We start from the raw sequence: 26,241 nt of genomic DNA on the forward strand, positions 1-26,241 counted from the left end.
GATGATCCGCTTCTGCGATGTGAGCCGTCATTCTCGGGCCAGCGAAGCGCAGACCCGAGAATCTCTCTCAGGAGATGCTCGGGTCAAGCCCGAGCATGACGTGCCATTAAGCCTTGCCGACGCCCTTGTTGATGAACTCCAGGCTGTAGGCCTTCTTCAGGTCGATGCCGGCCGGGAAGACACCCGCCTCCGTCATCGTCTTGTAGAACGAGCCCCAGCGCGCATCGGTCATGGCGCCGATGCCGAGCGTCGTCGCATCGCCCGAGAGCACGATGCCGTTGGCGTTCATCACCTTGACCGCATAGTCGATCTTCTCCTGATCCATGTCGGGATTGTCCTTCAGGATCTGCGCGTTGGCGGCGGCGACGTCCTGCCCCTTCATATAGGCGGCCCAGCCTTCGAGCGAGGCGGTGACGAAGCGCTGGACCAGGTCCTTCTTCTCGTCGACCATCTTGCGGGAGATGTTGATCGTCGTGTTGTAGTTCTCGAAGCCGGCATCGGCGATGAGATGCACCACCGGCGTGACGCCGCCCTGCTTCTGGATGGCGAAGGGCTCGGACGACAGGAAGCCCTGCTGCGAGATCGTCTTGTCGGCCAGGAACGGCGCCATGTTGAAGGTGTAGGGCCGGATCTGCTCGTCGGTGTAGCCAAACTTCGCCTTCAGGAAGGGCCAGTAGCTGGTGCGGCCGGCGGCGCCGACCAGGATCGGCTTGCCCTTCAGCGCGGCGAGCGAATCGTTGCCGACGCCCGGATGCGAGATGATGACCTGCGGATCCTTCTGGAAGATCGAGGCGATGCAGAGGAAGGGAATGTTCTCCTGGGCATAGCGGATCGCCTCGAAGGAGTTCGACATGATCATGTCGACACGGCCGCCGAGCAGGAGCTGCGAGGGGTTCTGCTGCGGGCCGCCGGGGCGGATCTCGGCGTCGATACCGTACTTCTTGTAGATGCCGTTGGCGGCGGCGAGGTAGAAGCCGCCATGCTCGGCCTGGGCGCGCCAGTTGGTCTGGTAGGACACCTTGTCGAGCGTCTGGGCGCTCACCCGCGCTCCGGGCACGGCGACCAGCGCCGATCCACCGATCAGGCCGAGCGCACCACGGCGCGTCAGGCGGTACTTCGTCATCGTCATCCTTGTGACCTCCCCTGATAATCCTCGGCCGAACGCCTTGGCTGCGCGCCAGCAACTTGTATGCCATGGCAGGCCTTCGGCAGGAACCGCGACACTGCGTCATGAAGCCGCCAGAGGCTCTTGCCCACAGGCGATCGCGCCTGCCTTTTCCGGGCAGGCGGGCTAGAGTGTTAGCGTCACGCGAATGGAGACGGAGAGACGATGACCGCGCGCTTCTGGGGCGATCTGAAGACCACCGATTTCGCCCACCTGTCCGCGGAGGGCACGGTCGCGGTCCTGCCGCTGGCGGCGATCGAGCAGCATGGGCCGCATCTGCCGGTGTCGGTCGACACCACGATCATGAACGCCATGCTCGCGGAGGCGATGCCGCTGGTGCCGGCCGGGCTCGATGTGCTCGTGCTGCCGACGCTGGCGATCTGCAAGTCGAACGAACACCTGCATTCGCCGGGTACACTGACGCTCTCCTGGGAGAGCGCGACGCAGAGCTGGATCGAGATCGGCGAAAGCGTCCGGCGTGCGGGCATCCAAAAGCTGGTGATCCTGACCTCGCATGGCGGCAATATCGACCCGATGAAGGTGGTGGCGCGCGAGTTGCGCGTGCGCCACGGCATGCTCGCGGTGACGACCGCCTGGCGCGCCTTCGGCCTGCCGCCGGTGCTCTTCGCCGAACTCGATGCCAACCACGGCATCCATGCCGGCGACATCGAGACCTCGCTGATGCTGCATTTCCGGCCCGATCTCGTCGATATGAGCCAGGCTACGGCCTTCAATCCCCTGACGGTCGAGATGGTGGCCGAGGGCTATAGCTGGCTGCGGCCGACTGGCCTGCACGCGATGGCCTGGATGGCACAGGACGTTCATCCTTCCGGCGCCGCGGGCGATGCCTCGCTCGCCACGGCCGAGAAGGGCAAGGCGACGGCCGCCTTCCAGGCGAAGGGGTTCGTCGAGCTGCTGGCCGATGTAGCGCGGTTTCCGCTGGAGCGGTTGTATCAGCGTCAGGCGAGTAGCTTCGCATGATTATTGTTGTTACAAGAAATGGACATCGAGTATGATGACGCCAAGCGGGAATTGACCCTCGCCAAGCGGGGGCTGGATTTCGCCGCTTCGGGCGAGGTGTTCGCCGGTCGCCATGTCTCCCATGTCGATAATCGCTTCGATTATGGCGAGCGGCGGGTGATCACGGTCGGGTTTATGAACGGTCGAATGGTCGTCCTGGTCTGGACCGCCCGCGGGGTTCGCCGCCGCATCATCAGCCTCAGAAAGGCGAATGCCGATGAACAAGCCGCATTTGGACCCCAACTGGGTTGATCCGGACGATGCGCCCGATCTGTCCACGCCCGACTGGCAGGCGAAGTTCGCAGAGGCGGATGTCTTTCAGGGGGACCGGATCGTTCGCCGCGGCCGCCCGCCCCTGGCGGAGCCGAAGGTTTCGACCACCATCCGCCTGTCAGCCGAGGTGATCGACCACTTCAAGACGGACGGCCCCGGCTGGCAGAGCCGCATCGACGCGGCTCTGAAGGACTGGATCGCGCAGCGAAGAGCGGGATAACGCGTCTTTACGCCCCCGCCTTGCCCTTCGCCACATAGATGTCCTTGTACTGCTCGCGCAGAAGGTTCTTCTGGACCTTGCCCATGGTGTTGCGCGGCAGGTCGTCGACGATGAAGACCTGCTTGGGCAGCTTGAACTTGGCGAGGCGCTGTTCGAGCGTTTGCGCGATCGAGGCGGCGGTGATGGTCGCACCCGGTTTCACCACCACGACGGCGGTGACGCCCTCGCCGAAATCGCGATGCGGGCAGCCGATGACCGCGCTCTCGATCACGCCTGGCATCTCGTCGATCTCGGTCTCGACCTCCTTGGGATAGACGTTGTAGCCGCCGGTGATGATGAGGTCCTTGCCGCGTCCGACGATGTGGACATAGCCGGCCGCGTCGATCTTGCCGAGATCGCCGGTGATGAAGAAGCCGTCCGGCTTGAACTCGGCGGCGGTCTTCTCCGGATTGCGCCAGTAGCCCTTGAAGACGTTGGGGCCCTTGACCTCGATCATGCCGATCTCGTCGGCGGCCAATCCCTTGCCCGTCTCGGGATCGACGACGCGGGCCGACACGCCCGGCAGCGGATAGCCGACCGTGCCCGCCACCCGGTCCCCCTCATAGGGGTTGGAGGTATTCATGTTGGTCTCGGTCATGCCGTAGCGCTCGAGGATGGCGTGGCCGGTGCGCTCGCGCCATTCGCGATGGGTCTCGGCCAGCAGCGGCGCCGAGCCGGAGACGAAGAGGCGCATATGCTTCGTCGCCTCCGTCGTCAGGCGGGCATCCTGCAGCAGCCGCACATAGAAGGTCGGCACGCCCATCAGGCAGGTCGCCTGGGGCAGGTACTTGAAGACCTGATCGGGATCGAATTTCGGCAGCAGGATCATCGAGGCGCCGGAAAACAGCACGCAGTTGGTCGCGACGAAGAGGCCGTGCGTGTGGAAGATCGGCAGCGCGTGCAGCAGCACGTCGTTCCTGGTGAAGCGCCAGTAGTCGACCAGCGCCAAGGCATTCGAGGCGAGGTTGTCATGGCTGAGCATCGCGCCCTTGGAGCGGCCGGTCGTGCCCGACGTGTAGAGGATCGCGGCGAGGTCGTCGGGCCCGCGCGCGATGTCGGCGAACGCGGTCGAGGCGGCGAGCGCCTTGTCGGAGAGCGAGCCGGCGGAGGCCTCCGGCGAGCGCCAGACGCCGAGTGTCTCGAGCTTCGCCCCGGCCTTGTCCGCATAGGGCTTCAGGGCCTGCGCCTTCGCTGGATCGCAGACAAAGACGGCGGGCTGCGCGTCGCCGAGGAAGTACTCGATCTCGGCGGGGGTATAGGCCGTGTTGAGCGGCAGGAAGATCGCGCCCGCGCGCACGGCTCCGAGATAGAGCATCAGCGCCTCGATCGACTTCTCGACCTGGACGGCAACCCGGTCCCCCGGCTGCACCCCGAGCGAGACCAGCGCATTGGCGAAGCGGCTGGAGACATCGACCATGTCGGCATAGGCATAGTGCCGGCCGTCATCGAGCAACGCGAAGGGGGCGTCCGGCGCAGGCATGCGCGCGCGGACGAGGTCGAACAGGTGGTTGCCCATGATTTCGGGTCCTTTCAGGCGTTTATCGGGGAGCGGGTATCAGGCTGCGGCCGGCCGCAGCAGCTTGCGCACGCCCGAAGAGGCGACCACCGTGTTGCGGGTGGCGAAGGCCTCGTGATTGGTCTCGATGTCGTCGAGATCGTAGCGGTAATTGACCATGACCCCGTGCGACTCGCGCAGGCCGCGCGCGGAGAGATTGCCGCCCACATTGACGCGCTCCAGCCGTGCCCCGTTGCCGAGATGGAAACGGGCGACGGGGTCGATGACCCGCCCCGAAGCGGTGCGCGCCCGCAGCATGTAATGCGCCATCATCTGGCCGAGCAGCTTGTCGCGGCGCAGCCGGGTCGGCTCGTCGAGCGAGATCGTCTCTCCGGCCGGGCGGGCGAGCTCCGAGCGCTCCTCGTTGGTCAGGGCGAGGTCGCCCGGCTCGGCGACGAGGCCCTCAAGCCAGCGCGCGAAGCCCGGCACCGGCGACAGCGTGACGAAGGTCTCGAGTCCCGGCAGCTCGCGCTTCAGGTCCTCGGCGACCTGCTTGATCAGGAAGTTGCCGAAGGAGATGCCGCGCAGGCCCTCCTGGCAGTTTGAGATCGAATAGAACACCGCCGTCGTCGCCTCGGCGGCCGGCAGCACCTCGCGCTCGCCGCTGAGCAGTTCGCCGATGCTGCTGGGAATCGCGCGGGTCAGCGCCACCTCGACGAAGATCAGCGGTTCGTCGACGAGTTGCGGGTGGAAGAAGGCAAAGCAGCGCCTGTCGCCCGGCTCCAGCCGGCGACGCAGATCGTCCCAGCCCTGGATCTCGTGGACCGCCTCGTAGCGGATGATCTTCTCCAGCACATTGGCCGGGGAACGCCAGTCGATGCGACGCAGGACGAGGAACCCCCGGTTGAACCAGGACCCGAAGAGGTGGCGGAAATCGGCATCGACGGCCAGCAGATCGCGGTCGCTCTCCATCGCCTCGAAGAGAGCCTCGCGCATCCGCACCAGCACATGGGTGCCGTCGGGGGCGAGGTTGAGGCGGCGCATCAGTTCCTGCCGGCGGGGCTCCGAGGCCAGATGAAGCGCCGAGATCGTGGCCGCACCCGGCTCGCTGCGATAGGCCTCGATCGCCCGGTCGAGCCGCTCGTGGTCCGGCCCGAACCGCTCCTGCAGCATGGCAAAGAAGGCGCGCCGGCCCGGCTTGTCGAGGCGTTCCCAGGCTTCCAGCACGCCCTGCGCCAGCGCCATGCCCGAGGCCTCGCCCCGGCCCGAGAGCAGATCCTCGCAGAGCCGGTCGATCGGCCGGTTGCGCTGGCCGATGAAGCGTTCGAAGCCGATCAGCGCCCGGCCGCGATCGGCTACATTGGTCAGCAATTCGCCGAGAAACGCCATGTCCGTCCGGTCCTCCTGAACCTGCATCATGCCTTGCGGGGCGTCGCGCGCAAGCCCGGCCTGCCGGCGGCGCCTCAGCGCAGCAGGCCCCAGGCCTTCAGGAAGAAGTCGGGAGCGCCGAAATTGCCCGATTTCAAGGCAATCACCATCTCCGGACCTTCGGCGACGCGGGTCCAGGGCACGCCGGGGTCAATCTCGGGACCGATCTCGAGCATGCCGATTCCCAGCCCCTGAACGACCGCGCCGGAGGTTTCGCCGCCCGCGACGAGCAGCCGCGAGACGCCGCCTTTCGCGAGCAGCGCAGCCGTCCGCGCAAAGGCGCTTTCGACCGTCTCGCCGGCCTTTTCGCGACCCAATTTCTCCTGGATGGCGGCGACTTCCTTGGGATCGTCGCTCGAATAGAGCAGGAAAGGCTTCTCCGGGGACTGCTCCAGCGCCCAGGCCGCGAGCCCGCCGGCATCCTGCCGGCCCGACACCAGTTCCATCGGATCGACCTTGAGCGACGGGTAGCCGGCCTCGATCGCGGTCGCGATCTGAGCGCGCGTCGCGGTCGAACAGCTGCCGGATATGATGCCGGCGCGCCCCTCCGGCGCCTTCAGACTGACGGCGGTCTCGCGGGCCGGCAGGAGGCCCGTCTTGCGGAAGTTCTGCGGCAGCCCCATGGCGATGCCGGAGCCACCCGTCAGCAGAACGTGATCGGCGACAGCCTCGCCCAGCACCATCAGATCGGCATTGGTCAGGGCATCGGTGACGACATAGACCGCCCCCTCCCCCGTCAGCTTGTCGAAGCGCGCCTTGACCGCATTCGCACCGGCCAAAACGGTTGCGTAGTCGACCAGGCCGACCGAGGCCTTCGTCTGAGCCCCCATCAGGCGCACGAGACTGGAATCCCGCATCGGCGTCAGCGGGTGGTCCTTCATCGAGCTTTCATGCAGCGGCACGGCGCCGACGAAGAGATAGCCCTGGTAGATCGAGCGGCCATTGGCCGGAAAGGCCGGGCAGACGATCGCGACCTGCGCGCCGAGACGCTGCGCCAGCGCATCCGCGACCGGGCCGATATTGCCGGCTGCGGTCGAATCGAAGGTCGAGCAGTATTTGAACAGGATCTGCCGCGCACCGGCCGCCAGCAAAGCCTCGCAGGCGGCCAGCGAATCCGCGACCGCCTCGGCGACGGGGGTGGTGCGTGATTTCAGCGCGACCACGACGGCGTCGGCTTCCGGCAATGCCTGCCCCGCCCGGGGGGCGCCGATCGTCTGAACCGTGCGCATGCCGCTGCGGTTCAGCATCAGCGCCACATCGGTCGCGCCCGTCATGTCGTCGGCGATCACACCCAATAGCATCTGCGCCCTCCTTTGCGCGCCGTGCGCCGGCGCTTATGCTCGCCTTGTAGCCGGCCGCCGCCCACATGGCGATCACGGCTTTGTGGCTGCGGCCCGCTGTCGCTGAGAGGACGGCTGGCCGTCAAATTGCATGCATCTGGGCTCCGTAACGGCATGCAGGAGCCTCGGGCTCCTGTCGCAATCCATCATCGACGCCGCTGCGATTTTGCATCAGGCTGGTACCAAGCGGGACGATCTTGCATGATCGCGACCGCCATCAAAAAAGGGGAGAACCGATGAAGCTGCTCACCGTCCTGGCCTCGGCCACCTTCCTGACGCTGACCGCGCTGCCCGCGCTCTCGCAGGCCCCGTCCACCTTGCGCATCGGCCTCCAGGAGGACCCGGACGTGCTCGACCCGCACAAGGCGCGCACCTTCGTCGGTCGCATCGTCTTCAAGGGGCTGTGCGACAAGCTCCTCGACATCACCCCCGATCTGAAGATCGTGCCCCGACTGGCAACCGAGTGGTCCTTCTCGGCCGACGGTCTGACCTTGACGATGAAGCTGCGCAGCGACGCAAAATTCCATGACGGCGAGGCTTTCGACGCCGAGGCCGCCAAGGCCAATCTCGAGCGCGCCCGCACCCTGCCCGACTCGCTGCGCAAATCCGAACTGGCCTCGGTCGACAGCATCACCGTCGTCGACCCCACCACGATTTCGCTCAAGCTGAAGCGCCCCGACGCGACGCTGCTGGCCCAGCTCACGGATCGTGCCGGCATGATGCTGGCACCCAAGAGCCTGGCGGGCGATGTCGGCGCCAAGCCGGTCTGCTCGGGCCCCTACAAGTTCGTCGAGCGCGTGCAGAACGACCGCATCGTGCTGGAACGCTTCAAGGAGCATTGGGAAGCGCAGAACTACCATTTCGACCGCGTGCTCTACCGCGCGATCCCCGACACCACCGTGCGGCTGGCCAATCTGCGCTCGGGCGAACTCGACATGCTGGAGCGGCTGGCGCCCACCGACGTGAAATCGGCCCAGGGCGACAAGGCGCTCAAGGTCGCCAGCGTGGCCAATCTCGGCTACCAGGGCATCACCATCAACACCGGCAACGGCGACGCCGCCAAGCAGCCGATGGGCATGGACAAGCGCGTGCGGCAGGCGCTCTCGCTCTCGATCGACCGCAAGGTGCTGAGCCAGGTCGTGTTCGAGGGGCTCTATGAGCCCATGATCCAGCCCTTCAACCCCGGCAATCCGTATGTCAGCGCCCAGTTCCCGGTGCCGGCGCGCGATGTCGCCAAGGCCAAGGCGCTGCTCAAGGAGGCCGGCCTGACCAAGGTTTCGGTCGAGCTGTTCGTCACCAACAACCCGGTCGACGCCCAGCTCGGCCAGGTCATCCAGGCGATGGCGGCGGAAGCCGGCATCGACATCCAGATCCGCTCGACGGAGTTCGCCAGCCAGCTGCGCGACCAGCAGCAGGGCAAGTTCCAGATGAGCCGCATCGGCTGGTCCGGCCGCATCGATCCGGACGGCAACCTGCACCAGTTCGTCACCAGCAAGGGCAACCAGAACGACGGGCGCTATTCCAATGCCGAGGTCGACCGCCTGCTCGACGAGGCGCGCACGGTCTACGACGTCGCCGAGCGCAAGAAGCGCTACGACGCCGCGCAGGTCTTCCTGCAGGACGAGCTGCCGATCGTCTATCTTTACAACCAGACGGTCTTCTTCGCGATGCGCGCCAATCTGAGCGGCTTCGTCATCAGCCCCGACGGCATGATCCGGCTGGCGGGGATCAAGCGGTCTTGAGATCGTCTGTGCCCATGATCTCACCAACGCCGTCATCCTGGGCGACCGAAGGTCGTCCCGGGATCCATTGCAGGGCACCGACCGAGCGCGATGATGGATCCCGGAGCTGCGCCGCGGAGCCTGTCCTTGGGCCGGCCAAAGGCCGGACCCGAGGGCGGCTTGTCCAGGATGACGAAGTGGTTCCGGGCAAGCCATGCTCGCGCTGATCGGCCGCCGCCTTCTGATCGCGCTGCCGACGCTGTTTCTGGTGTCGCTGTTCGTGTTCGCCCTGCAGCGCGCGCTGCCGGGCGATCCGTTCCTCGTCATCGCCGGGGAGGAGCGCGACCCGGAGGTGATCGCGCGCCTGCGCGCGATCTACCGCATGGACGATCCCGTCGTCGTCCAGTTCTTCGCCTGGCTCGGCCAAGTGGTGCAGGGCGATTTCGGCCGTTCGCTGCGCACCGGCGAACCCGTCCTGGGGCTGATCCTGCAGAAGCTGCCGGTGACCCTGCAGCTCGCCATCGCCTCGATGATCGTCGCGATCGGCATCGGCATTCCCGCCGGGATCCTTGCGGCAAGGCGCAAGGACACGGCCGTCGATTATTCCGTCAGCGCGCTCGCCCTGTCGGGCCTGTCGATCCCTAATTTCTGGCTGGGGATCATGCTGATCCTGGTGGTCTCGGTCGAGCTGCAATGGCTGCCGGCCTCGGGCTACGAGCCGTTCTTCAGCGACCCGATCGGCGCGATCGAGCGGCTGATCATGCCGGCCTTCGTGCTCGGCTCGGGGCTTGCCGCCTTCCTGATGCGCCACACGCGATCCGCGATGCTCGAGGTGCTGCGCTCCGACTATGTCCGCACCGCCCGCGCCAAGGGCCTCGACGAGGACGCGGTCGTCAACCGGCATGCGCTGCGCAACGCGCTGGTGCCGATCATCACGCTGACGACGATCCTGTTCGGCGAATTGCTGGCGGGCGCGGTCCTTACCGAACAGGTCTTCACCATACCCGGCTTCGGCAAGCTGATCGTCGATGCCGTGTTCAACCGCGATTATGGCGTCGTTCAAGGCGTCGTCCTGTGTACGGCGATCGGCTTCATCCTGATGAACCTGCTCGCGGACGTGCTCTACATCCTGGTCAATCCGCGGCTGAGGGAACAGTGATGACCGCGACCGCAACAGCGGCCCCACCCGCCCCGGCAGAGCCCTCCTTCCGCCCCCGGCCCAGCGTGCTGGCGAGGCTGGCGCGCAATCGCTCGGCCCTGATCGGCGGCGCGATCGTGCTGGCCTTCGTGCTGATGGCGGTGCTGGCGCCGCTGCTGCCGCTGGCCGACCCGCTGAAGTCGAACTTCCTGGCCATCCGCAAGCCGCCCTCGGAGCTCTACTGGTTCGGAACCGACGAGCTCGGGCGCGACCTGGTCTCGCGGCTGTTCTACGGCGCGCAGGCCTCGCTCCTGGCGGGCATCATGTCGGTCATGATCGCGCTCGCCATCGGCATCCCGTTCGGGCTGCTGGCGGGGTGGTATGGCGGCTGGGTCGATGCGGGTATCTCGCGGGTCACCGAGGCGATGCTGGCCTGCCCCTTCCTGATCCTGGCGATCGCGTTCGCGGCCGTGCTCGGCCCGTCCCTGACCAATGCGATGATCGCGATCGGGCTCTCGGCGGTGCCGGTCTTCGTGCGGCTGGTGCGGGCGCAGGTGATGAGCGTCAAGGCGGAGGATTTCGTCGAAGGCGCCCGGGCCGTCGGGGCGCGCGACCTGCGCATCGTGGTCCGCCACATCCTGCCCAACATCCTGTCGCCGGTGGTCGTGCAATCGACCCTGTTCATGGCGCAGGCTATCATCCTCGAGGCGGCCTTGTCCTTCCTCGGGCTGGGCCAGCAGCCGCCCGCCCCGTCCTGGGGCCAGATGCTCAACGTCGCCAAGAACTTCATGGAGCAGGCGCCGTGGATGTCTGTCGCGCCCGGCATCTGCATCTTCCTCGCCGTGCTGGGCTTCAACCTGCTCGGCGATGGCTTACGCGACGTCCTCGACCCAAAAGAAAACTGAGCCCAGGGACCACCCATGTTCACCACCCGCCCGGAAATCCTCGGCACCTTCGGTGTCTGCACCTCGACGCATTGGCTCGCCACGGCGACGGGCATGGCGATGCTGGAAAAGGGCGGCAACGCCTTCGACGCCTGCGCGGCGGCCGCCTTCGTGCTCCAGGTCGTCGAGCCCCATCTCGTCGGGCCGGCTGGCGAAATGCCGGCGGTGTTCTATTCGGCCAAGACGAAGAAGGTCGAGGTCATCTGCGGGCAGGGCAATGCGCCCCAGGCGGCCACCATCGAGGCCTTCAAGGCGCTCGGTCTCGACCTCGTGCCGGGCTCGGGCCTGCTCGCAGCCGTCGTGCCCGGCGCCTTCGGCGGCTGGATGACGCTGCTGCGCGACCACGGGCTTTTGTCCCTGCGCGAGGTGCTGGAGCCCGCGATCGGTTATTTCGAGAACGGCCACCCGATGCTGCCGCGCGTCTCGGACACGATCGCCGGGCTCACCGACCTGTTCACCAATGACTGGCCGACCTCGGGCGCGGTCTATCTGCCCGGCGGGCAGGTGCCCAAGGCCAAGGCGCTGTTCCGGAACCAGGGCGCCGCGGACACCTACAAGCGCATCCTGAGCGAGGCGGAGGCCGCCGGCGGCAGCCGCGAGAAGCAGATCCAGGCGGCCTACGATGCCTGGTACAAGGGCTTCGTCGCCGAGGCGATGGACGCCTTCTGCCGCACGACCGAGGCGCTCGATTCCTCCGGTCGCCGCCACAAGGGCCTGCTGACCGCCGACGACATGGCGCGCTGGCAGCCGACCTACGAGACGCCGGCGAGTGTGACCTATCATGGCTGGGAGGTCTTCAAGATCGGTCCCTGGGGCCAGGGCCCGGTCTTCCTGCAGACGCTGAAGATCCTCGAAGGCCTCGACATCGCCGGAATGGGGCCCGACAGCGCCGCCTTCGTCCACCATGTCGCCGAGGCGATGAAGCTCGCCTTCGCCGATCGCGAGGCCTATTACGGCGACCCCGACTTCGTGAAGGTCCCGCTGGCGACGCTGCTGTCGGAGGATTATGCCCGCGGCCGCCGCAACCTGATCACCGACACCGCCTCGCAGGAACTGCGGCCGGGCATGGTCGCCGGCTTCGAGGCGCAGGTCGCGCGTGCCATGGCGAGCGTGCGTTATGCCGGCCAGGCCGGCAAGAGCGACGCGACGGTCGGCGAGCCGACCACCGCCTCGATGGTCGCCGCCGGCCGACGCGGCGACACCGTCCATATCGACGTCATCGACAAATGGGGCAACATGATCGCGGCGACGCCCTCGGGCGGCTGGTTCCAGTCCTCGCCGGTGATCCCCGCGCTCGGCTTTCCGCTCAACGCGCGCGCGCAGGCCTTCTTCCTGGAACAGGGGCTGCCCTCCTCGCTCGCCCCGCTGAAGCGGCCGCGCACGACGCTGACCCCCTCGCTGGCCTTCGAGAACGGCGAGCCACGCCTCGTCTTCGGCACGCCGGGCGGCGACCAGCAGGAGCAGTGGCAGCTCGGCCTGTTCCTGCGCCGCGTCCATCACGGGCTCAACCTGCAGGAGGCGATCGACCTGCCGCTGTTCCACACCCAGCACTTCCCCTCGACCTTCTATCCGCGCGAGGCGAATCTCGGGCATCTGGCGGTGGAGGAGAGCATTGGCGAAAGCGTGCTCGCCGACCTCGTCCGCCGCGGCCACAAGCTCGAGCGGTCGCCGGCCTGGACGATCGGGCGGCTGACGGCGGCCGAGAAGGGTGCAGACGGCCTCTTGCGCGCCGCCGCGACGCCGCGTCTGATGCAGGCCTACGCGGCCGGCCGCTGAGCGACCGGCGGTTCACCTCAAGCCCTCATCCCGAGGAGCCGCGAAGCGGCGTCTCGAAGGATGCTCCCGGAGGCTCCGGATCGCTCTTGAGCATCCTTCGCGACGCGCCTTCCGGCGCTCCTCAGGATGAGGCCGAGGTCAACCTCTTCGATTGGAAGGATACCGCATGACCTGGTCCATCGTCGCACGCGACGCCGCCACCGGCGCTTATGGCGTCGCCGTCTCGACCTGCGCCTTCGCGGTCGGCTCGCGCGTGCCCTATGGCGGCGGGCGCATCGGGGCGATCGCGACCCAGGCCTTCGTCAATCCGCTCTACGGCGTCGACGGCTTGCGGCTGCTGCAGGAGGGGCGCTCGGCGGTCGAGATCATCGCGACATTGATCGCCGCCGATGAGGGCCGCGCCCACCGCCAGCTTCACCTGATCGACCGCGAGGGCAAGATCGCGGCCCATACGGGCGCGGCCTGCATCGACTGGTGCGGGGCGGTCGACGGGCCGCAGGTCTCGGTCGCCGGCAACATGCTGAGCGGCCCCGAAGTGATCCAGCAGACGCTCAAGGCCTATATCGCATCCTCAGCGCTCGATTTCGACGAGCGGCTGCTGGTCGCGCTCGAGGCTGGCGAAAAGGCGGGCGGCGACAAGCGCGGCCGGCAATCGGCCGCGATCCGGATCTGGTCGGGCGAGCCGGTGCCGAGCTTCGACATCCGCGTCGACGACCATGCCGACCCGCTGGCGGAGCTGCGCCGGCTCTGGCGGATCGCGCATCAGCGCTATGTCCCGTTCCAGCAGGCTTCGCCCTCGCGCTCGCGCCCGGCCGGCGTCACCGACCGCGACGAACTCGACCGGCTCTGCACGACTTATGCGCAGGCGTGGAATGCGCGGCATCCGGAGGCGTGACCGGCCAAACGCATTCTCGGCGCGGTGGACGCATGATAGGCTGACCTGTCGTCACCCTGTCATGTCGACGAGCGGGAAATGCAATGGCCGATCCGAACATCGAAGCCCTTCAGCAACGCGTCGCCACGCTCGAGGCGCAGGTTGCAACCCTGATGCAAGCGATTTCGGCGGATCGCGGCGGCAATGTCGTCATCAGAGCGCAAAATTCGTTAACGCTTAATGGCGGAACGAACATCGTGCTGAACGCAGGCTACGCGATGACGATGACCGCTGGCTTCGATTTGACGATGACAGGCCAACACGATCTGAAATTAACCGCGGGCAATTGTGCCACCATGGTCGTCGGCAATCGCCTGCGCGTCCGTAGCCACGAGGCCTCGTTCGAAACAACGGGCAGCTTCAGCGTCAGCGCAGCAGTGGGCTGCGATATCAACAGCAGACAGAACCTCGCCATCACCGCAGGCAAGGAGATGGCGATGAGCGCCGGAGCGGGCATGACCGTCAGCGTCGGCAAGACGCTGGCGATCACGGCCGCCGACAGCGCCGCGATGGCCACGGGCGGTGCCTCGCTCGCGATGAAGAAGGACGGCTCCGTCGATCTTCGCGGCCGCGACGTCAGCATCATCGCGAGCGGCAAGATCAACGCCAAGGCCTCGTCCGACGTGGTGATGCGGGGCTCGAAGATCCGGCAGAACTGAGGACGGGCGCCTCAGCTCAGCTTGCCACGGGCCGCGACCGGCAGTTCGCCGATCAGCCTGTCACCGCGCACGGTCACCAGACGATCGACCATGTTGACGACGACGCAGACATGGTTGGGCACCACGCGCACGACCTCGCCGACCCTGGGCCGGTCGTTGCAGGCCGCCAGGTCGAGAAAGCCATGCTCCTCAGCGAATTTCGCGATGCGGGCGGCGGGGTATTCGAGGATGAGGCCGTGGCCATCCAGGCCGCCGGTGTCGCTCGTCAGCGTCTTGGAGCCCGAATCGAGGATGCCGCGCTCGGGGCCCGCCCGGCTGACCACCGTGGCGTAGACGGTCAGCGCGCACTCTTCCAGGCTCGCCACGCCGGCCGCGACCTGCATGCGATCGTTGAAGATCGAGGTTCCCGCGCGGTGCTCGGTCGCGCCCTTGAGCTCGCCGATATGGGGAATGTTCGGGGAGCCGCCGGTCGAGACGATGCTTGCCTCGAGCCCTGCGGCGCGCAGGCCCGCATTGGCGGTGTCCAGGAACGTTTGCGTGCGCGCCCAGCCATCCTCCGGCGGATACATCAGGAAGCCGGCGAAGCGCAGCCCCTTCGAGCCCGCGATCAGCTTCGCCAGTTCGAGCGCCTCGGCGGGTGTCTCGACGCCGGCGCGCTGGCGGCCGGTGTCGCATTCGATGACGACCTCGAGGTCGCGCCCGGCGATCTCCGCCGCCTGAGGCAGGCCGGCGATGGTCACGGGGTTGTCGGCGGCGACGATCATCCGGACGCGGCGCTGGAGATGGCCGAGGCGGCCGAGCTTCTGCTCGCCGAGGATGTTGTAGCTGATCAGGATGTCGTCGATGCCGCCATCGGCCATCACCTCGGCCTCGCCGAGCTTCTGGCAGGTGATGCCGCGCGCGCCGGCCTCGATCTGGAGGCGGGCGAGCTCGGGCGATTTATGCGTCTTGATATGCGGGCGGTTGGCGACGCCCTTGGCATCGCAGACGGCCTGGAGGCGGGCGATGTTGGCCTCGACCTTGTCGAGGTCGATCACCACCGCCGGCGTGCCATAGGCCCGCGCGATCTCGGCCTTCAAGGCTTCGTGGTCGGCAGCCATCACGGCAGCACCTTGATGATGACTTCGATCTCGACCGGCATGTTGCCCGGAAGCGAGCCCATGCCGACGGCCGAGCGGGCATGGCGCCCGTTCTCGCCGAGCACGGCGACGAGCAGGTCCGAGCAGCCATTGATGACCTTGGGCTGGTCGCCATACTCCGGCACCGCGTTGACCATGCCGAGCAGCTTGATGACCTCGACCTTGTCGAGCGAGCCGGCGGCCTCCTTCATCGCCGCCAGCAGGCCTAAGCCCGTATTGCGGGCGAAGTCATAGGCCTGCTGCGTGGTGAACTCCTTGCCGACCTTGCCGTTGGGGATCGAGCCGTCTGGGTTGCGCGGGCCCTGCCCCGAGAGGAAGACGAGATCGCCGGCCTTCTTGAAGCGCACATAATTGGCCATCGGCGCCACCATCGCGGGCAGCTCCAGGCCCAGATCCTTCAGTTTCTGCTCGGCGCTCATGGTGTCGTTCGTCCCTCTTCGGTCGTTTGGTGTTCTGGGTGGAGCACGCGCTCCATATAGCGGGCGGCATCGTCATAGCTGGCGAGCTTCTCCGCAAGGGCAGGCTCATGCACCGCGCGAAAGCCCTGCCGCCGCCAGAAGCCGGACGAGCCGTCGATCGCGACCAGCGCGAGGCGCGGCAGGCCGGCACGGGCCGCGATCTCAGCGAGTTTCGCGACGACGACGCCCCCGGCCCCGCTGCCACGTGCCTGCGGCAGGAGCGCGAGATCGTGGATGTAGAAGCAGCCGGCCTGCGACGGCAGTTCGCCCAGCAGGCTGTTCAGGGCCGGCGGCGCGGCGCGCTGCCAAGGGTGGGCGATGACATAGCCGATCGGGCCGTCTGCACCCTCCAGCACGAGGCAGCCGCCGGGGCATAGCCGTAGCCGCTCGGCGAAGACCGCCTCGTCTTCCGGGTAAGCCGGATGCACCACGCCTGCGACCGCCAGCACAGCCGGCAGGTCGGTCGCGGTCATGGGACGCCAGGTTGGTTGAGCCATGCGATAAGCCCAAGCCTTGAGACCGAGGGCGTCATTCTCGGGCGAAGCGAAGCGCAGACCCGAGAACCTCCTGAAGGAGATGCTCGGGTCTTCGCCCGAGCATGACGATCCGGGGCTCTCAGCCCGCGACCTTCCTGAACTTGTTCGTCCGCTTCGGATGCCACCAGGCGCCCTTGAGCACGACGCCCTCGGAGACGATCTTGCGGTCGCCGGTCATGTGCTCGCCGGTGACGTCGGCATAGTCGAACTTGCCTTCCTTCACCGTCAGGATCGTCGCGTCGCCGAGCGAGCCGACCTTGAGCGAGCCATATTCCGGGCGCTTCAGCGCCATGGCCGCGTTCACGGTCGAGGCGGCGACGACGTCGTTCAGGCTCATCCCCATCAGCAGGAACTTCGACATGGTCGTGACCTGGTCATAGGCCGGGCCATCGATGCAGAGCTTGTGCACGTCGGACGAGATCACGTCCGGCTGGAAGCCGTTGGCGAGCATGGCGCGCGTCGTCTTGAAGGAGAACGAGCCCTTGCCGTGGCCGATGTCGAAGAGGACGCCGCGCTTGCGGGCGGCCAGAACCTCCGGCTTGACCGTGCCCTGCGCCGTGCAGGGGGCATTCGGGAAGGGCCGGAAGGCGTGGGTGAGCACGTCGCCCGGCCGCAGCATGTTCACCACCTCCTCATAGGAGGGCGGCGGATGGTCGATATGGCACATCAGGGGCATGCCGACCTCGTTGGCGACCTGCAGCGCGACGTTGAGCGGGGCGGTGCCCTGGTCGCCCGAGGCGTGCAGGCCGACGCGGACCTTGATGCCGACGATCAGGTCGCGGTTCTTGTCGGCGACCTCGGCGCAGTCGATCGGGTTCATCATCGCCATGTCGCGGCTCTCGCCGACCATGACGCGGTGGTCGAAGCCGTAGATGCCGGCGTGGCTGACATGGAGATAGGCGAGGATGCGGGCCTGGCTCTTCTCGATGACGTGCTTGCGAAAGCCCGGCCAGTTGCCCGGCCCGGCCGAGCCGGTGTCGACCGAGGTGGTGACGCCCGAGGCCCGGCAGAACTCGTCGGCGTCGATGCCCAGCGAGGTGCCGCCCCAGTAGACATGGGTGTGCAGGTCGATCAGGCCGGGCGTGACGATGTAGCCGGAGACGTCGCGGATCTCCTTGGCGCCCTTCAGGTCCTTGCCGAAGCCGGAGACCTTGCCGCCGGTAAAGGCGACGTCGAGGATGCCGTCATGCTTCTGCGAGGGGTCGATGACGCGACCGCCCTTGAGGATGAGATCGTGGGTCATGGAGCTTCCTCGCCTTCAATATTGAATTCAGAATCAGACGCCGTCATTCCGGGCGCAGCGAAGCAGAGGCCCGGCATCCATCCTAGAGCGCCAGCGCCCTTCGATGGCTTCCGGATCAGCGCGGCTTCGCCGCTTGTCCGGAATGACGGAGCCGGAGGTCGAACGTTCACGCCGGCTCGACCGCACCCTTGCGCTCGACGATGAGGCCATAGGCCTGCGGCTCGCGATGCCGGGCGAAGTTGAAGGTCGAGGCCTTGTAGCTCTTGCCGAGATCCATATCGCAGCGGGCAACCACGAGTTCGTCGCCCTCCGTCACCGCTTGCGCCACAACCTCGCCGGTCGGGGCGATAATGCAGGTGCCGCCGATCTGGTCGACGCCGGCCTCCAGCCCCGCCTTGGCGACGCCGACGACCCAGGTGGCGTTCTGGTAGGCGCCCGCCTGCATCACGAGCTGGTTGTGGAAATTGCCGAGCCGGTCATGGTCGGGCGCCGGCGGATTGTGCTTGGGAGTGTTGTAGCCGAGCACGATCAGCTCGACATCCTGCAGACCCATCGTGCGATAGCTCTCGGGCCAGCGGCGGTCGTTGCAGATCATCATGCCGATATGGGCGTCCATCGTTCGCCAGACCGGCCAGCCGAGATCGCCCGTCTCGAAATAGCGTTTTTCGAGATTCTGGAAGGGGGCTTCTGGGCGATGCTCGGGATGGCCCGGCAGATGGATCTTGCGGTACTTGCCGACGATCGCGCCTGATTTGTCGACGAGGATCGCCGTGTTGAAGCGCCGCTTGCGGCCGCCCTCCTGGGCGAGTTCGCAATAGCCGAGATGGAAGCCGATCCCGAGGCGCTTGGCCTCCTCGAAGAGCGGTGCGGTCTCGTTGGAGGGCATCGCGCTCTCGAAATGGCTGTCGATCTCGTCCTCGTCCTCGATCCACCAATGCGGGAAGAAAGCGGTCAGCGCCGCTTCCGGATAGACGACGAGGTCGGCGCCATGGGCCTTCGCCTGGCGCATCAGGTCGATCATCCGGGCGACGGCCGACGCCCGGCTCTCGTCGCGCTGGATCGGGCCGAGCTGGGCTGCGGCGATGGTCAGGATTCGGCTCACAGGCATCTCTCCGCAACAGGCATCACAGCGCCTTGGCAAGCCTCGGGTCGAGCGAGTCACGCAGGCCGTCACCCAGGAGATTCACCGCGAGCACGGTGATCGACAGGAAGATCGCCGGGAACAGGATGATGTGCGGCCTGACCTGCCAGAGCGCCCGCCCTTCGGCCATGATGTTGCCCCAGGAGGGCGTGGCCGGCGGGATGCCCGCGCCGATGAAGGACAGGATCGCCTCGATGATCATGGCGCTGGCGCAGATATAGGTCGCCTGGACGCTCATCGGGGCGAAGGTGTTGGGCAGGATGTGACGGAAGATGATGCGCGGCGTGCGGGCACCGTTGGAGATCGCCGCCTCGACATAGGGCTGCTCGCGCAGGGACAAAACGACGCCGCGCACCAGACGCGCGACGCGCGGGATCTCGGCGATCGTGATCGCGATGATGACGTTCTGGATCGAGCCGCGGGTCAGTGCCATCAGGGCGATGGCGAGCAGGATCGGCGGAATCGACATCATGCCGTCGATGATCCGCATGACGATGCCGTCCGCCCAGCGCACGAAACCGGCGAAGAGGCCGATCGCGAGCCCGATCACCGAGGACAGGATGGCCACGCTGAAGCCGACGACCAGCGAGACCCGCGCGCCGTAGACGACGCGCGAATAGATGTCGCGGCCGAGCATGTCGGTGCCGAACCAGTAGAGTTCGGAGGGCACGCGGGTGCGCCGCGACGTCGCGATCGTCGTGGGGTCCACCGTCCAGAGCAGCGGCGCGAAGATGCCGATCAGCGCCATCAGGACGAGCAGGAAGCCGCCGATCGCGACGGCGGGGTGACGGCGCAGATAGCGCCGAAACCGGGTGAAACGACCGGGCAGCGGCGCGATGCCGGGCTCGGGCGACGCCGCCAGCTCTGCGGGCGCCGGGAGGGAGCTCTGCAACGTCAATAGCGTATCCTCGGATCGACGATCGTGTAGGTCAGGTCGATGATCAGGTTCACCAGCACGTAGACCAGGCTGAACATCAAGACGACGCCCTGGATGACCGGATAGTCGCGCCTCAGGATGGCATCCACCGTCAGCCGCCCGAGACCGGGAATGGCGAAGACGCTCTCGGTCACGACCGCGCCGCCGATGAGCAGCGCGATGCCGATGCCGATGATCGTGACGATCGGCACGGCCGCATTCTTCAGCGCGTGAAGAAACAGCACCTCGCGCTGGCCGACGCCCTTGGCCTGCGCGGTCCGGACATAGTCCTGCTGCAGCACCTCGAGCATGGTGGCCCGGGTGATGCGCGCTATCAGCGCGATATAGACCAGGCCGAGCGTCATCGAGGGCAGGATCAGGTTCCTGAACCAGGGCCAGAAACCCTGCGACAGCGGCGTGTAGCCTTGCACGGGCACCCAATCGAGCTGGAGCGCGAAGACATAGGCGAGCAGATAGCCGACGACGAAGACCGGCACCGAGAAGCCGAAGACCGCAAACGCCATGGCGCAGCGGTCGATCCAGGTTCCGGCCTTCCAGGCGGCGATGACCCCCATTGGCACGGCGATGGTCACGGCGAAGATCAGCGTCAGCACCATCAGCGACAGGGTCGGCTCGATGCGCTGCGCGATCAGCTGCGTCACCGGCAGCGAGGTGAAGATTGAGGTACCGAGGTCGCCCTGCAGGACGCGGAACGACCATTCGGCAAAGCGCACGAGATAGGGCCGGTCCAGCCCGAGGCTGGCGCGAATCTTCTCGACATCGGCCGGCGAGGCCTGGTCGCCGGCGATGACGGCGGCCGGATCGCCCGGCGCGATGTAGAGCAGGGAGAAGACGAACAGGGCCACGAAGGCCATCACAGGGATGGTCGTGATGATCCGTCTGACGATGAAGGCTAACATTACAGCTGGGCGCCCTTTGTCGATCGACGTCGGAAATCCGATGGCGCCGGCCCAAGAGGGCCGGCGGCGAGGCGAAGACCGGGAAGGCCGCGCGCCCGATGCGCGCGGTCCCCGACGATTGCGGGGGGCGACTGCCCCCCCTGGGTCGTACCGATCAGGCCTTCGACACGCCCCAGAGCACAGGGAAGGGCCCGCTGGTCACGCCCGAGACGTTCTTCCGCCAGGCCTGGTAGCCGAGGTAGAAGCCCGTCGGGCAGAAGACGACGTTCTCGACGGCGGCCTTGTTGAGGCGGCCCATCGCGACCTTCTCCTCCGCCATGTCCTTGGCGGCGAACCAGTTGACGACCTCCGTCTCGACGGCGGGAACGTCGGGCCAGCCGAACCAGGCCTTGTCGCCATTGGCGCGCACGGCCGTGTAGGAAGACGGGTTCACGCAGTCGGCGCCGGCATGCCAGGTGTGGAACATGCTCCAGCCGCCCTGGCCGGGCGGCGTCTTCTGGGCGCGGCGGGCGCCGACGGTGCCCCAGTCGGTGGCGACGAAATCGACCTTCATGCCGATGCTCTTGAGCAGTTCGGCCGTGACATCGCCCATCGACTTGGTGGCGGCCATGTCCTGCGCGACGACGCAGATCACCGGCTCGTCCTTGTAGCCGGATTCCGCGAGCAGCTTCTTGGCGGCCGCCACGTTCTTGGCCTTCATCGCAGCGCCGCCCTCCTCCGTGTAGAGCGGCGTGCCCGGCGTGAAGAACCCGCCCATCTCCTTCCAGAGCTTGTCATCGTCGCCGATGATCGAGCGCATGTAGTCTTCCTGGTTCAGCGCCGTCATGACCGCCTGGCGCACCTTCACATTGTTGAAGGGCGGGTGGAGGTGGTTCATGCGGAAGGCGCCGATGTTGCCCAGCGGATCGCCGATATCGACATTGACGTTGGCGTTCTTCCTGAGAACGGGAACGAGATCCGACAGCGGGGTCTCCCACCAATCGACCTCGCCGTTCTGCAGCGCAGCCGCGGCCGTCGCCGGGTCGGGCATGATCACCCATTCGATGCGGTCGAAATTCATGACCTTGCCGCCGGAGAGCCAGTCGGGCTTCTCGGAGCGGGGCTTGTAGTCGGCAAATTTCTCGAACACCGCCTTGGCGCCCGGGACCCATTCGTTGCGGACGAACTTCATCGGCCCGGAGCCGATGTATTCGGTGATCTGCGTGAACGGATCGGTCTTGGCGATGCGCTCGGGCATGATGAAGGTGCAGGGCGCGTTGTTCTTGCCTAGCGCCAGCAGCATCTTCGGATAGGGCTTGTTGAGGACCCATTTCCAGCTCATGTCGTCGACCGGCGCGAGCTCGACCTCGATCGCCTTGATCATCAGACCCATCGGGTCGCGGGCCTGCCAGCGCTTGAGGCTCTGGACGACGTCCTTGGCCGTCACCGGCGCGCCGTCATGGAACTTGAGGCCGTCGCGCAGCTTGAAGGTCCAGGTCAGGCCGTCGGCGGACACCGTCTCGGTTTCGACCATCTGGCGCTGTGGCTGGAACTTCGAGTCGATGCCGTACAGCGTATCCCAGACCAGGAGCGCGGCATTGCGCACGACATATTGCGTGCCCCAGATCGGGTCGAAATTGGCGAGGTTGGCCTGAGGCACGAAGCGCAGCGTCTTCGCCCCGGCGGCCCCCTGCGCGAGGGCGGGCATGGCCAGGCCACCGGCGGCGGCGAGCGCGCCCGTCCCGGCGGCGGTCTTCAGAAATGTTCTGCGGTCCATCGATCTCTCCCCTGAAACGGCAACCTCTAGACGGGCGACCTTGGCGCGAGTTTGGGCAGAAAAATCTGCCGTGACAACTCGTCTGACCGGCCATCCGCAGGCGGCGGACCGCTTGCACGCTTCGTGCCAAACGGAACTGGTTGTCGTTTCGGCAGGATTGGGGCGCGAAAGGCCGTTTCGGCCCGCAGATTTTTTTTTCGTCGATTCGCGAGGACACTCGGGAACAGGGCCCTCAGACGCCTGCCTCATCGGCAGGCGTTCCCAATCGGCGAGAGCGCCTCAGGCCGAGCCGACCGGCGCGTCGATCCGGGCGAAGGGCCGCGCGGCCTCGAAGGCGGCCGCCGCCCGCAACACCAGCGCGTCGCGCCCGAAGGCGCCGACCAGCTGGAGGCCGGCCGGCAGACCCGCGCCGGTCAGCCCGCAGGGCAGCGATATGGCCGGAGCCTGCGTGATGTTGAACGGGTAGGTGAAGGGCGTCCAGCGCGTCCAGTCCGCGCCATAGGCGCCATGACCGGGTGTGTTCATCCCGACCGCGAAGGCGGGCAGCGGCAGGGTCGGCGTCAGCAGCAGGTCGAAGCGTGCATGAAATTGCGCCATCTTGTGCGCAAGCGCATTGCGCTGGTTCAGCAGCGCATCGACATAGGCCGCGCCGGTGACGCGCTCGCCCTGCTCGGCGACAGCGACGAGGCCCGGGTCCATCCGCGCCCGCTCGGCTGGACCGGCGCTGCGCAAGGCGAGGGCTGCGCCTGCCGACCAGATCGTCATCAGCGTCTCGATGGGATCCTCGAAGCCCGGATCGACCTCCTCGACGGTGGCGCCCAGATCCTCGAACGCCATCGCCGCGGCGCGGGTCAGGGCGGCGATCTCGGAATCGACCGGCACCGAGCCGCCGAGCGTCGGCGACCAGGCCAGGCGCAAGCCCTTCACGCCGCCCTTCAGCCCGTCGACATAATCGGGGGCGCGGTCGATCATCGCGGTCATGTCGCGGATGTCGGGCTGGCCGATGGCGTTCATCGCGAGCGCACAATCGGCGACGGTGCGGGTCAGCGGGCCGAGATGGGCGAGGAAGCCCATGGTCGAGACCGGCCAGGCCGGGATTCGGCCATAGGTGGGCTTCAAGCCGACCACGCCGGTGAAGGCCGCGGGGATGCGCACCGATCCGGCGCCGTCGGTGCCGATATGGATGCAGCCCAGGTTGAGCGCCGCGCAGGAGGCCGCGCCGGCCGAGGAGCCGCCGGGGCCCGTCGCGAGGTCCCAGGGGTTGCGGGTGATGCCCGACAGCGGCGAATCGCCTACGCCCTTCCAGCCATATTCCGGCATCGTCGTCTTGCCGAGGAAGACCGTGCCGGCCTCGCGCAGCCGCGCCGCGGCCGGGGCATCCTCTGCAAAGGCCGCATCAGACGCCATGGCCGAGCCGCGCCGCATCGGCCAGCCGGCGACGCCGATATTGTCCTTGATGGTGACCGGCACGCCGTCCAGCGGGCCCAGCGGCTCGCCCTTGAGCCAGCGGGCTTGGGACGACTGCGCCATGGCGAGCGTGACCTCGGCGTCGCGCACGACGAAGGCGTTGATCTGCGGCTCGAAGCGCTCGATCCGCTCGAGCGCGTCCTTGGCGACCTCGACCGGGGAGAGTTCGCGGCTGGCGTAAAGCGGGCCCAGCTCGGCGGCGGAAAGCGAGGAGATCGTCGTCATGGGCTTATCCTGTCTGCGTCGTTCGAGAACGTCCCGCCATCGGGCTCACGCGTTCGCCACGCGCCAGGCCGCATTCAACAGGACATTGGCGCCGGAGGCGATGTCCTCATCCGTGCTGAATTCGGCCGGGTTGTGCGAGAGCCCCCCGATCGAGGGGATGAAGACCATGGCGGTGGGGCAGAGGCGCGACATCATCTGCGCATCGTGGCCCGCGCCCGAGATCATGCGGCGGATCGGCAATCCCAGTTCCGCCGCACTGCCCTCGACGGCCGAGATCAAGGCTTCGGTGAAGGGCGTCGCCGGAAAGCGGGCGAGATCCCGGATCGCGATCTCGATTCCATCGCGGGCGGACAGCTCGGCGCAGTAGGCCCGGACCGCGGCTTCCGCCTGCGCCAGCGCTTCATCGCTGGGGTTGCGCAGGTCGAGCGTCATCACGACCGTTTCGGGCACGACATTCACATTGGCCGGCTGGACGCGGATGACGCCGCAATTGGCGAGCTGGCCGGGGATGGTCTTGGTCAGTTCATGGGCGAAGATGTTGAGGCGCGCCCCGGCCAGCCCCGGGTCCTTGCGATAGACCATGGGCGTGGTGCCGGCATGGCTGGGGCGGCCCGTCAGGGTCAGTTCGAGCCAACAGATCGCCTGGATGCCGGTGACCGCGCCCAGCCCGCCACCTTCGCTCTCCAGCACCGGCCCCTGCTCGATGTGCAGTTCGAGATAGGCATGGGCGGGCAGGAAGCCCGGCTGCTCGGGGCCCTCATAGCCGATCCTCTTCAGCTCCGCGCCGAGCACCGCGCCCTCTGCGTCCAGCTCGGCATGGGCCGCCGCCACGCTCATGCCGCCGGCCCAGACATAGGAGCCAAGCATGTCGGGGTGAAAGCGGGCGCCCTCCTCGTTGGTGAAGGCGATCACCGCCATGTCGCGTTTGGGCGTCAGGCCGGCATCGCGCAAGGTCGCCAGCACCTCGACGCCGGCGACGACGCCGAGCGCCCCGTCGAAGCGACCGCCGGTGCCGACCGTGTCGATATGCGAGCCCATGATGACGGCAGGCCCGTCCTCCCGGCCCTTCAGGATGCCGACGATGTTGCCGATCGCGTCGATCTTCACCGTCAGGCCGAGCGCCGTCAGTTCCGCGACGAGCCAGTCGCGCCCCTGCCGATCCTCGTCGCTGAGCGCGAGGCGACGGCAACCGCCCTCCGGGGTTGCGCCGATGCGCGACAGCGCCGTGAGCCGCGACGCCAGCCTGACGCCGTCGATCCTCAGATTGCTGCTCATCGGCGTCTCCTCCCCAGCCATTCCAGACCTTGCGAGGCGGCGCGATGGCAGGCCACCTTCGGACAAGGTTCGTCCTGCATAGTCGGGCAACGATAAGCCTGTCGATTCCTACGATGCCTGCGTGTTGTCTATGTCACCGGAGGCGGCGCATCGGCATCGATTTTGTGTGCTGGCGGACGAGATGGAGGCGATCCTCTCTCGCGGTCCGACCGGGCGCTTGAACCAAGGAGGGCGACGCCATAACCAAGGCCGAAATCGCCCTCATCAGAGACAGTTTCGCCCATCTTCACCGTCGGAAGACCGAAACGGCGGTGCTGTTCTACGAACGACTGTTCGAGATCGCACCCGAGGTGCGGCCGCTGTTCAAGGATGATCTTGCGGTCCAGCGCACTGCGCTGATGGAGTTCCTCGCCGTGGCCATGGCCATGCTGCACGACCCGCAAGGACTGACGCTGCTGCTGCGAAAGCTCGGGCGCGCCCATCGGGGCTACGGTGTCGAGGAGCGGCATTATGATCAGATCGGCCTGGCCCTGATCTGGACCTTGCGCTTCTCGCTCGGGCCAGCCTTCACCCCGCAGCATGAGGACGCCTGGACGACGCTCTATAACGACATGGCTGGGATCATGATGGAGGCGGGCCGCAACGCCTGAGCTGCGGCCCGCCTCGAGGGTGCGGCCTAGAACTCTTCCCAGCCCGTATCGCCGGCGCGGCTGTTGGCGACCTTCCTGGCGGGAGCGGGCGCCGGGCGCGGGGCGGGCGCCGCCATGCGGGGTGCGGGGGCGGCCTTCTGGACGAAGGCGGCCTCGGCGAGCTGGCGCAGCCGCGCGGGCTCGGTCGCCGGGGTGGAACCGGCGCTGCGGGCGCCATCAGGGCCCGTCTTGAAGGCGGCGACGAGGTCGTTGAGCTGGGCGATGCGGCCCGACAGCGAGCCGGCCGAGGCCGCGCTCTGCTCGGAGAGCGCCGCGTTCTGCTGCGTCATCTCGTCGAGATGCGCGACCGCCTGGCTCATCTCG

At 67.2% G+C, this 26,241-nt stretch carries 24 protein-coding genes and 1 pseudogene; 10 read left to right on the forward strand and 15 right to left on the reverse strand.

The window, feature by feature from the left end; all coding sequences use genetic code 11:
• Positions 1–106 precede the first annotated feature (106 nt).
• Positions 107–1,129, reverse strand: coding sequence for an ABC transporter substrate-binding protein (locus Q8S38_RS18570; protein WP_305681831.1), 1,023 nt, complete (start codon positions 1,127–1,129; stop codon positions 107–109).
• A 201-nt stretch (positions 1,130–1,330) separates the two neighbouring features.
• Between Q8S38_RS18570 and Q8S38_RS18575 the strand changes: the two genes are divergently transcribed.
• From Q8S38_RS18575 to Q8S38_RS18585, 3 genes are read left to right on the forward strand one after another with little or no spacing between them, the layout of a single operon-like run.
• Positions 1,331–2,146, forward strand: coding sequence for a creatininase family protein (locus tag Q8S38_RS18575; RefSeq protein WP_305681832.1), 816 nt, complete (start codon positions 1,331–1,333; stop codon positions 2,144–2,146).
• An 18-nt stretch (positions 2,147–2,164) separates the two neighbouring features.
• Entirely contained in the window at positions 2,165–2,437 is a 273-nt protein-coding gene (locus Q8S38_RS18580; protein ID WP_305681833.1) for a BrnT family toxin, read from the forward strand.
• Positions 2,403–2,678 carry a BrnA antitoxin family protein gene (locus Q8S38_RS18585; RefSeq protein ID WP_305681834.1) on the forward strand — a complete coding sequence of 92 codons (276 nt, stop codon included), beginning with the start codon at positions 2,403–2,405 and terminating at the stop codon, positions 2,676–2,678. The genes Q8S38_RS18580 and Q8S38_RS18585 overlap by 35 nt, the downstream gene beginning before the upstream one ends.
• A gap of 7 nt (positions 2,679–2,685) precedes the next feature.
• Here Q8S38_RS18585 and Q8S38_RS18590 read toward each other — a convergent pair whose 3' ends face one another.
• From Q8S38_RS18590 to otnK, 3 genes are all read right to left on the reverse strand, one after another.
• Positions 2,686–4,197, reverse strand: coding sequence for a malonate--CoA ligase (locus Q8S38_RS18590; RefSeq protein WP_371125920.1), 1,512 nt, complete (start codon positions 4,195–4,197; stop codon positions 2,686–2,688).
• Between the two features lie 75 nt (positions 4,198–4,272).
• Positions 4,273–5,601, reverse strand: a complete 1,329-nt coding sequence (locus Q8S38_RS18595) for a malonyl-CoA decarboxylase (protein ID WP_305681836.1) — start codon at positions 5,599–5,601, stop codon at positions 4,273–4,275.
• Between the two features lie 74 nt (positions 5,602–5,675).
• Positions 5,676–6,941: a 3-oxo-tetronate kinase gene (otnK, locus tag Q8S38_RS18600; protein WP_305681837.1), complete on the reverse strand. Its 1,266-nt coding sequence runs from the start codon at positions 6,939–6,941 to the stop codon at positions 5,676–5,678.
• 275 nt (positions 6,942–7,216) lie between these two features.
• Between otnK and Q8S38_RS18605 the strand changes: the two genes are divergently transcribed.
• The 6 genes from Q8S38_RS18605 (at position 7,217) to Q8S38_RS18630 (ending at position 14,152) form a co-directional block, all read left to right on the forward strand.
• The gene (locus tag Q8S38_RS18605; protein WP_305681838.1) at positions 7,217–8,722 is read left to right on the forward strand and encodes an ABC transporter substrate-binding protein; all 1,506 of its coding nucleotides are present in this window, start codon (positions 7,217–7,219) and stop codon (positions 8,720–8,722) included.
• A 193-nt stretch (positions 8,723–8,915) separates the two neighbouring features.
• A complete protein-coding gene (locus Q8S38_RS18610; protein ID WP_305681839.1) occupies positions 8,916–9,860 on the forward strand; it encodes an ABC transporter permease in 945 nt (314 codons plus the stop codon).
• A complete protein-coding gene (locus Q8S38_RS18615) occupies positions 9,860–10,744 on the forward strand; it encodes an ABC transporter permease (protein ID WP_305681840.1) in 885 nt (294 codons plus the stop codon). The genes Q8S38_RS18610 and Q8S38_RS18615 overlap by 1 nt, the downstream gene beginning before the upstream one ends.
• Positions 10,745–10,759: 15 nt before the next feature.
• Positions 10,760–12,559 (forward strand): gamma-glutamyltransferase family protein, encoded by a 1,800-nt coding sequence (locus Q8S38_RS18620; RefSeq protein ID WP_305681841.1) that lies wholly within the window; start codon positions 10,760–10,762, stop codon positions 12,557–12,559.
• A 166-nt stretch (positions 12,560–12,725) separates the two neighbouring features.
• The gene (locus Q8S38_RS18625) at positions 12,726–13,454 is read left to right on the forward strand and encodes a DUF1028 domain-containing protein (RefSeq protein ID WP_305681842.1); all 729 of its coding nucleotides are present in this window, start codon (positions 12,726–12,728) and stop codon (positions 13,452–13,454) included.
• An 83-nt stretch (positions 13,455–13,537) separates the two neighbouring features.
• Positions 13,538–14,152, forward strand: coding sequence for a hypothetical protein (locus tag Q8S38_RS18630; protein ID WP_305681843.1), 615 nt, complete (start codon positions 13,538–13,540; stop codon positions 14,150–14,152).
• 11 nt (positions 14,153–14,163) lie between these two features.
• On the opposite strand, the gene Q8S38_RS18635 is transcribed toward Q8S38_RS18630, so the two are convergent.
• The 10 genes from Q8S38_RS18635 to Q8S38_RS18680 all read right to left on the reverse strand — a co-directional run bounded on the left by Q8S38_RS18635 (position 14,164) and on the right by Q8S38_RS18680 (position 25,228).
• On the reverse strand, positions 14,164–15,252 hold the full coding sequence (locus Q8S38_RS18635) for a D-TA family PLP-dependent enzyme (RefSeq protein ID WP_305681844.1): 1,089 nt from the start codon (positions 15,250–15,252) through the stop codon (positions 14,164–14,166).
• The gene (locus Q8S38_RS18640) at positions 15,252–15,710 is read right to left on the reverse strand and encodes a RidA family protein (protein ID WP_267519543.1); all 459 of its coding nucleotides are present in this window, start codon (positions 15,708–15,710) and stop codon (positions 15,252–15,254) included. The genes Q8S38_RS18635 and Q8S38_RS18640 overlap by 1 nt, the downstream gene beginning before the upstream one ends.
• Entirely contained in the window at positions 15,707–16,222 is a 516-nt protein-coding gene (locus Q8S38_RS18645; protein WP_305681845.1) for a GNAT family N-acetyltransferase, read from the reverse strand. The genes Q8S38_RS18640 and Q8S38_RS18645 overlap by 4 nt, the downstream gene beginning before the upstream one ends.
• Positions 16,223–16,364: 142 nt before the next feature.
• Positions 16,365–17,528: an amidohydrolase/deacetylase family metallohydrolase gene (locus Q8S38_RS18650; RefSeq protein ID WP_305681846.1), complete on the reverse strand. Its 1,164-nt coding sequence runs from the start codon at positions 17,526–17,528 to the stop codon at positions 16,365–16,367.
• 166 nt (positions 17,529–17,694) lie between these two features.
• Positions 17,695–18,636 carry an N-carbamoyl-D-amino-acid hydrolase gene (locus Q8S38_RS18655; RefSeq protein ID WP_371125916.1) on the reverse strand — a complete coding sequence of 314 codons (942 nt, stop codon included), beginning with the start codon at positions 18,634–18,636 and terminating at the stop codon, positions 17,695–17,697.
• A gap of 16 nt (positions 18,637–18,652) precedes the next feature.
• Complete coding sequence (locus Q8S38_RS18660) at positions 18,653–19,561, reverse strand: ABC transporter permease (RefSeq protein WP_371125917.1); 909 nt, start codon at positions 19,559–19,561, stop codon at positions 18,653–18,655.
• 2 nt (positions 19,562–19,563) lie between these two features.
• Positions 19,564–20,505 (reverse strand): ABC transporter permease, encoded by a 942-nt coding sequence (locus tag Q8S38_RS18665; protein ID WP_305681848.1) that lies wholly within the window; start codon positions 20,503–20,505, stop codon positions 19,564–19,566.
• 154 nt (positions 20,506–20,659) lie between these two features.
• Entirely contained in the window at positions 20,660–22,261 is a 1,602-nt protein-coding gene (locus Q8S38_RS18670; RefSeq protein ID WP_305681849.1) for an ABC transporter substrate-binding protein, read from the reverse strand.
• A 279-nt stretch (positions 22,262–22,540) separates the two neighbouring features.
• Positions 22,541–23,953, reverse strand: a complete 1,413-nt coding sequence (locus Q8S38_RS18675) for an amidase (RefSeq protein WP_305681850.1) — start codon at positions 23,951–23,953, stop codon at positions 22,541–22,543.
• Between the two features lie 45 nt (positions 23,954–23,998).
• The gene (locus Q8S38_RS18680; RefSeq protein WP_305681851.1) at positions 23,999–25,228 is read right to left on the reverse strand and encodes a Zn-dependent hydrolase; all 1,230 of its coding nucleotides are present in this window, start codon (positions 25,226–25,228) and stop codon (positions 23,999–24,001) included.
• Positions 25,229–25,539: 311 nt separating this feature from the next.
• On the opposite strand from Q8S38_RS18680, the gene Q8S38_RS18685 reads away from it, so the two are divergent.
• Positions 25,540–25,878, forward strand: coding sequence for a globin domain-containing protein (locus tag Q8S38_RS18685; RefSeq protein WP_371125918.1), 339 nt, complete (start codon positions 25,540–25,542; stop codon positions 25,876–25,878).
• A 26-nt stretch (positions 25,879–25,904) separates the two neighbouring features.
• On the opposite strand, the pseudogene Q8S38_RS18690 reads toward Q8S38_RS18685, so the two are convergent.
• A pseudogene (locus Q8S38_RS18690) lies at positions 25,905–26,241 on the reverse strand (hypothetical protein); the annotation flags it as partial.

The organism is Allobosea sp. (assembly GCF_030695125.1).
Lineage (GTDB): Bacteria > Pseudomonadota > Alphaproteobacteria > Rhizobiales > Beijerinckiaceae > Allobosea.

What these genes read in the sequence shown, in the direction of transcription:
- Q8S38_RS18635 (WP_305681844.1), bottom strand. Translation starts at nt 15,252, where the DNA reads ATGGCTGCCGACCACGAAGCCTTGAAGGCCGAGATCGCGCGGGCCTAT.
- Q8S38_RS18650 (WP_305681846.1), bottom strand. Translation starts at nt 17,528, where the DNA reads ATGACCCACGATCTCATCCTCAAGGGCGGTCGCGTCATCGACCCCTCG.
- Q8S38_RS18605 (WP_305681838.1), top strand. Translation starts at nt 7,217, where the DNA reads ATGAAGCTGCTCACCGTCCTGGCCTCGGCCACCTTCCTGACGCTGACC.
- otnK (WP_305681837.1), bottom strand. Translation starts at nt 6,941, where the DNA reads ATGCTATTGGGTGTGATCGCCGACGACATGACGGGCGCGACCGATGTG.
- Q8S38_RS18655 (WP_371125916.1), bottom strand. Translation starts at nt 18,636, where the DNA reads ATGCCTGTGAGCCGAATCCTGACCATCGCCGCAGCCCAGCTCGGCCCG.
- Q8S38_RS18595 (WP_305681836.1), bottom strand. Translation starts at nt 5,601, where the DNA reads ATGGCGTTTCTCGGCGAATTGCTGACCAATGTAGCCGATCGCGGCCGG.
- Q8S38_RS18580 (WP_305681833.1), top strand. Translation starts at nt 2,165, where the DNA reads ATGGACATCGAGTATGATGACGCCAAGCGGGAATTGACCCTCGCCAAG.
- Q8S38_RS18590 (WP_371125920.1), bottom strand. Translation starts at nt 4,197, where the DNA reads ATGCCTGCGCCGGACGCCCCCTTCGCGTTGCTCGATGACGGCCGGCAC.
- Q8S38_RS18585 (WP_305681834.1), top strand. Translation starts at nt 2,403, where the DNA reads ATGAACAAGCCGCATTTGGACCCCAACTGGGTTGATCCGGACGATGCG.
- Q8S38_RS18625 (WP_305681842.1), top strand. Translation starts at nt 12,726, where the DNA reads ATGACCTGGTCCATCGTCGCACGCGACGCCGCCACCGGCGCTTATGGC.
- Q8S38_RS18645 (WP_305681845.1), bottom strand. Translation starts at nt 16,222, where the DNA reads ATGACCGCGACCGACCTGCCGGCTGTGCTGGCGGTCGCAGGCGTGGTG.
- Q8S38_RS18665 (WP_305681848.1), bottom strand. Translation starts at nt 20,505, where the DNA reads ATGTTAGCCTTCATCGTCAGACGGATCATCACGACCATCCCTGTGATG.
- Q8S38_RS18670 (WP_305681849.1), bottom strand. Translation starts at nt 22,261, where the DNA reads ATGGACCGCAGAACATTTCTGAAGACCGCCGCCGGGACGGGCGCGCTC.
- Q8S38_RS18620 (WP_305681841.1), top strand. Translation starts at nt 10,760, where the DNA reads ATGTTCACCACCCGCCCGGAAATCCTCGGCACCTTCGGTGTCTGCACC.
- Q8S38_RS18610 (WP_305681839.1), top strand. Translation starts at nt 8,916, where the DNA reads ATGCTCGCGCTGATCGGCCGCCGCCTTCTGATCGCGCTGCCGACGCTG.
- Q8S38_RS18630 (WP_305681843.1), top strand. Translation starts at nt 13,538, where the DNA reads ATGGCCGATCCGAACATCGAAGCCCTTCAGCAACGCGTCGCCACGCTC.
- Q8S38_RS18575 (WP_305681832.1), top strand. Translation starts at nt 1,331, where the DNA reads ATGACCGCGCGCTTCTGGGGCGATCTGAAGACCACCGATTTCGCCCAC.
- Q8S38_RS18640 (WP_267519543.1), bottom strand. Translation starts at nt 15,710, where the DNA reads ATGAGCGCCGAGCAGAAACTGAAGGATCTGGGCCTGGAGCTGCCCGCG.
- Q8S38_RS18615 (WP_305681840.1), top strand. Translation starts at nt 9,860, where the DNA reads ATGACCGCGACCGCAACAGCGGCCCCACCCGCCCCGGCAGAGCCCTCC.
- Q8S38_RS18675 (WP_305681850.1), bottom strand. Translation starts at nt 23,953, where the DNA reads ATGACGACGATCTCCTCGCTTTCCGCCGCCGAGCTGGGCCCGCTTTAC.
- Q8S38_RS18680 (WP_305681851.1), bottom strand. Translation starts at nt 25,228, where the DNA reads ATGAGCAGCAATCTGAGGATCGACGGCGTCAGGCTGGCGTCGCGGCTC.
- Q8S38_RS18570 (WP_305681831.1), bottom strand. Translation starts at nt 1,129, where the DNA reads ATGACGATGACGAAGTACCGCCTGACGCGCCGTGGTGCGCTCGGCCTG.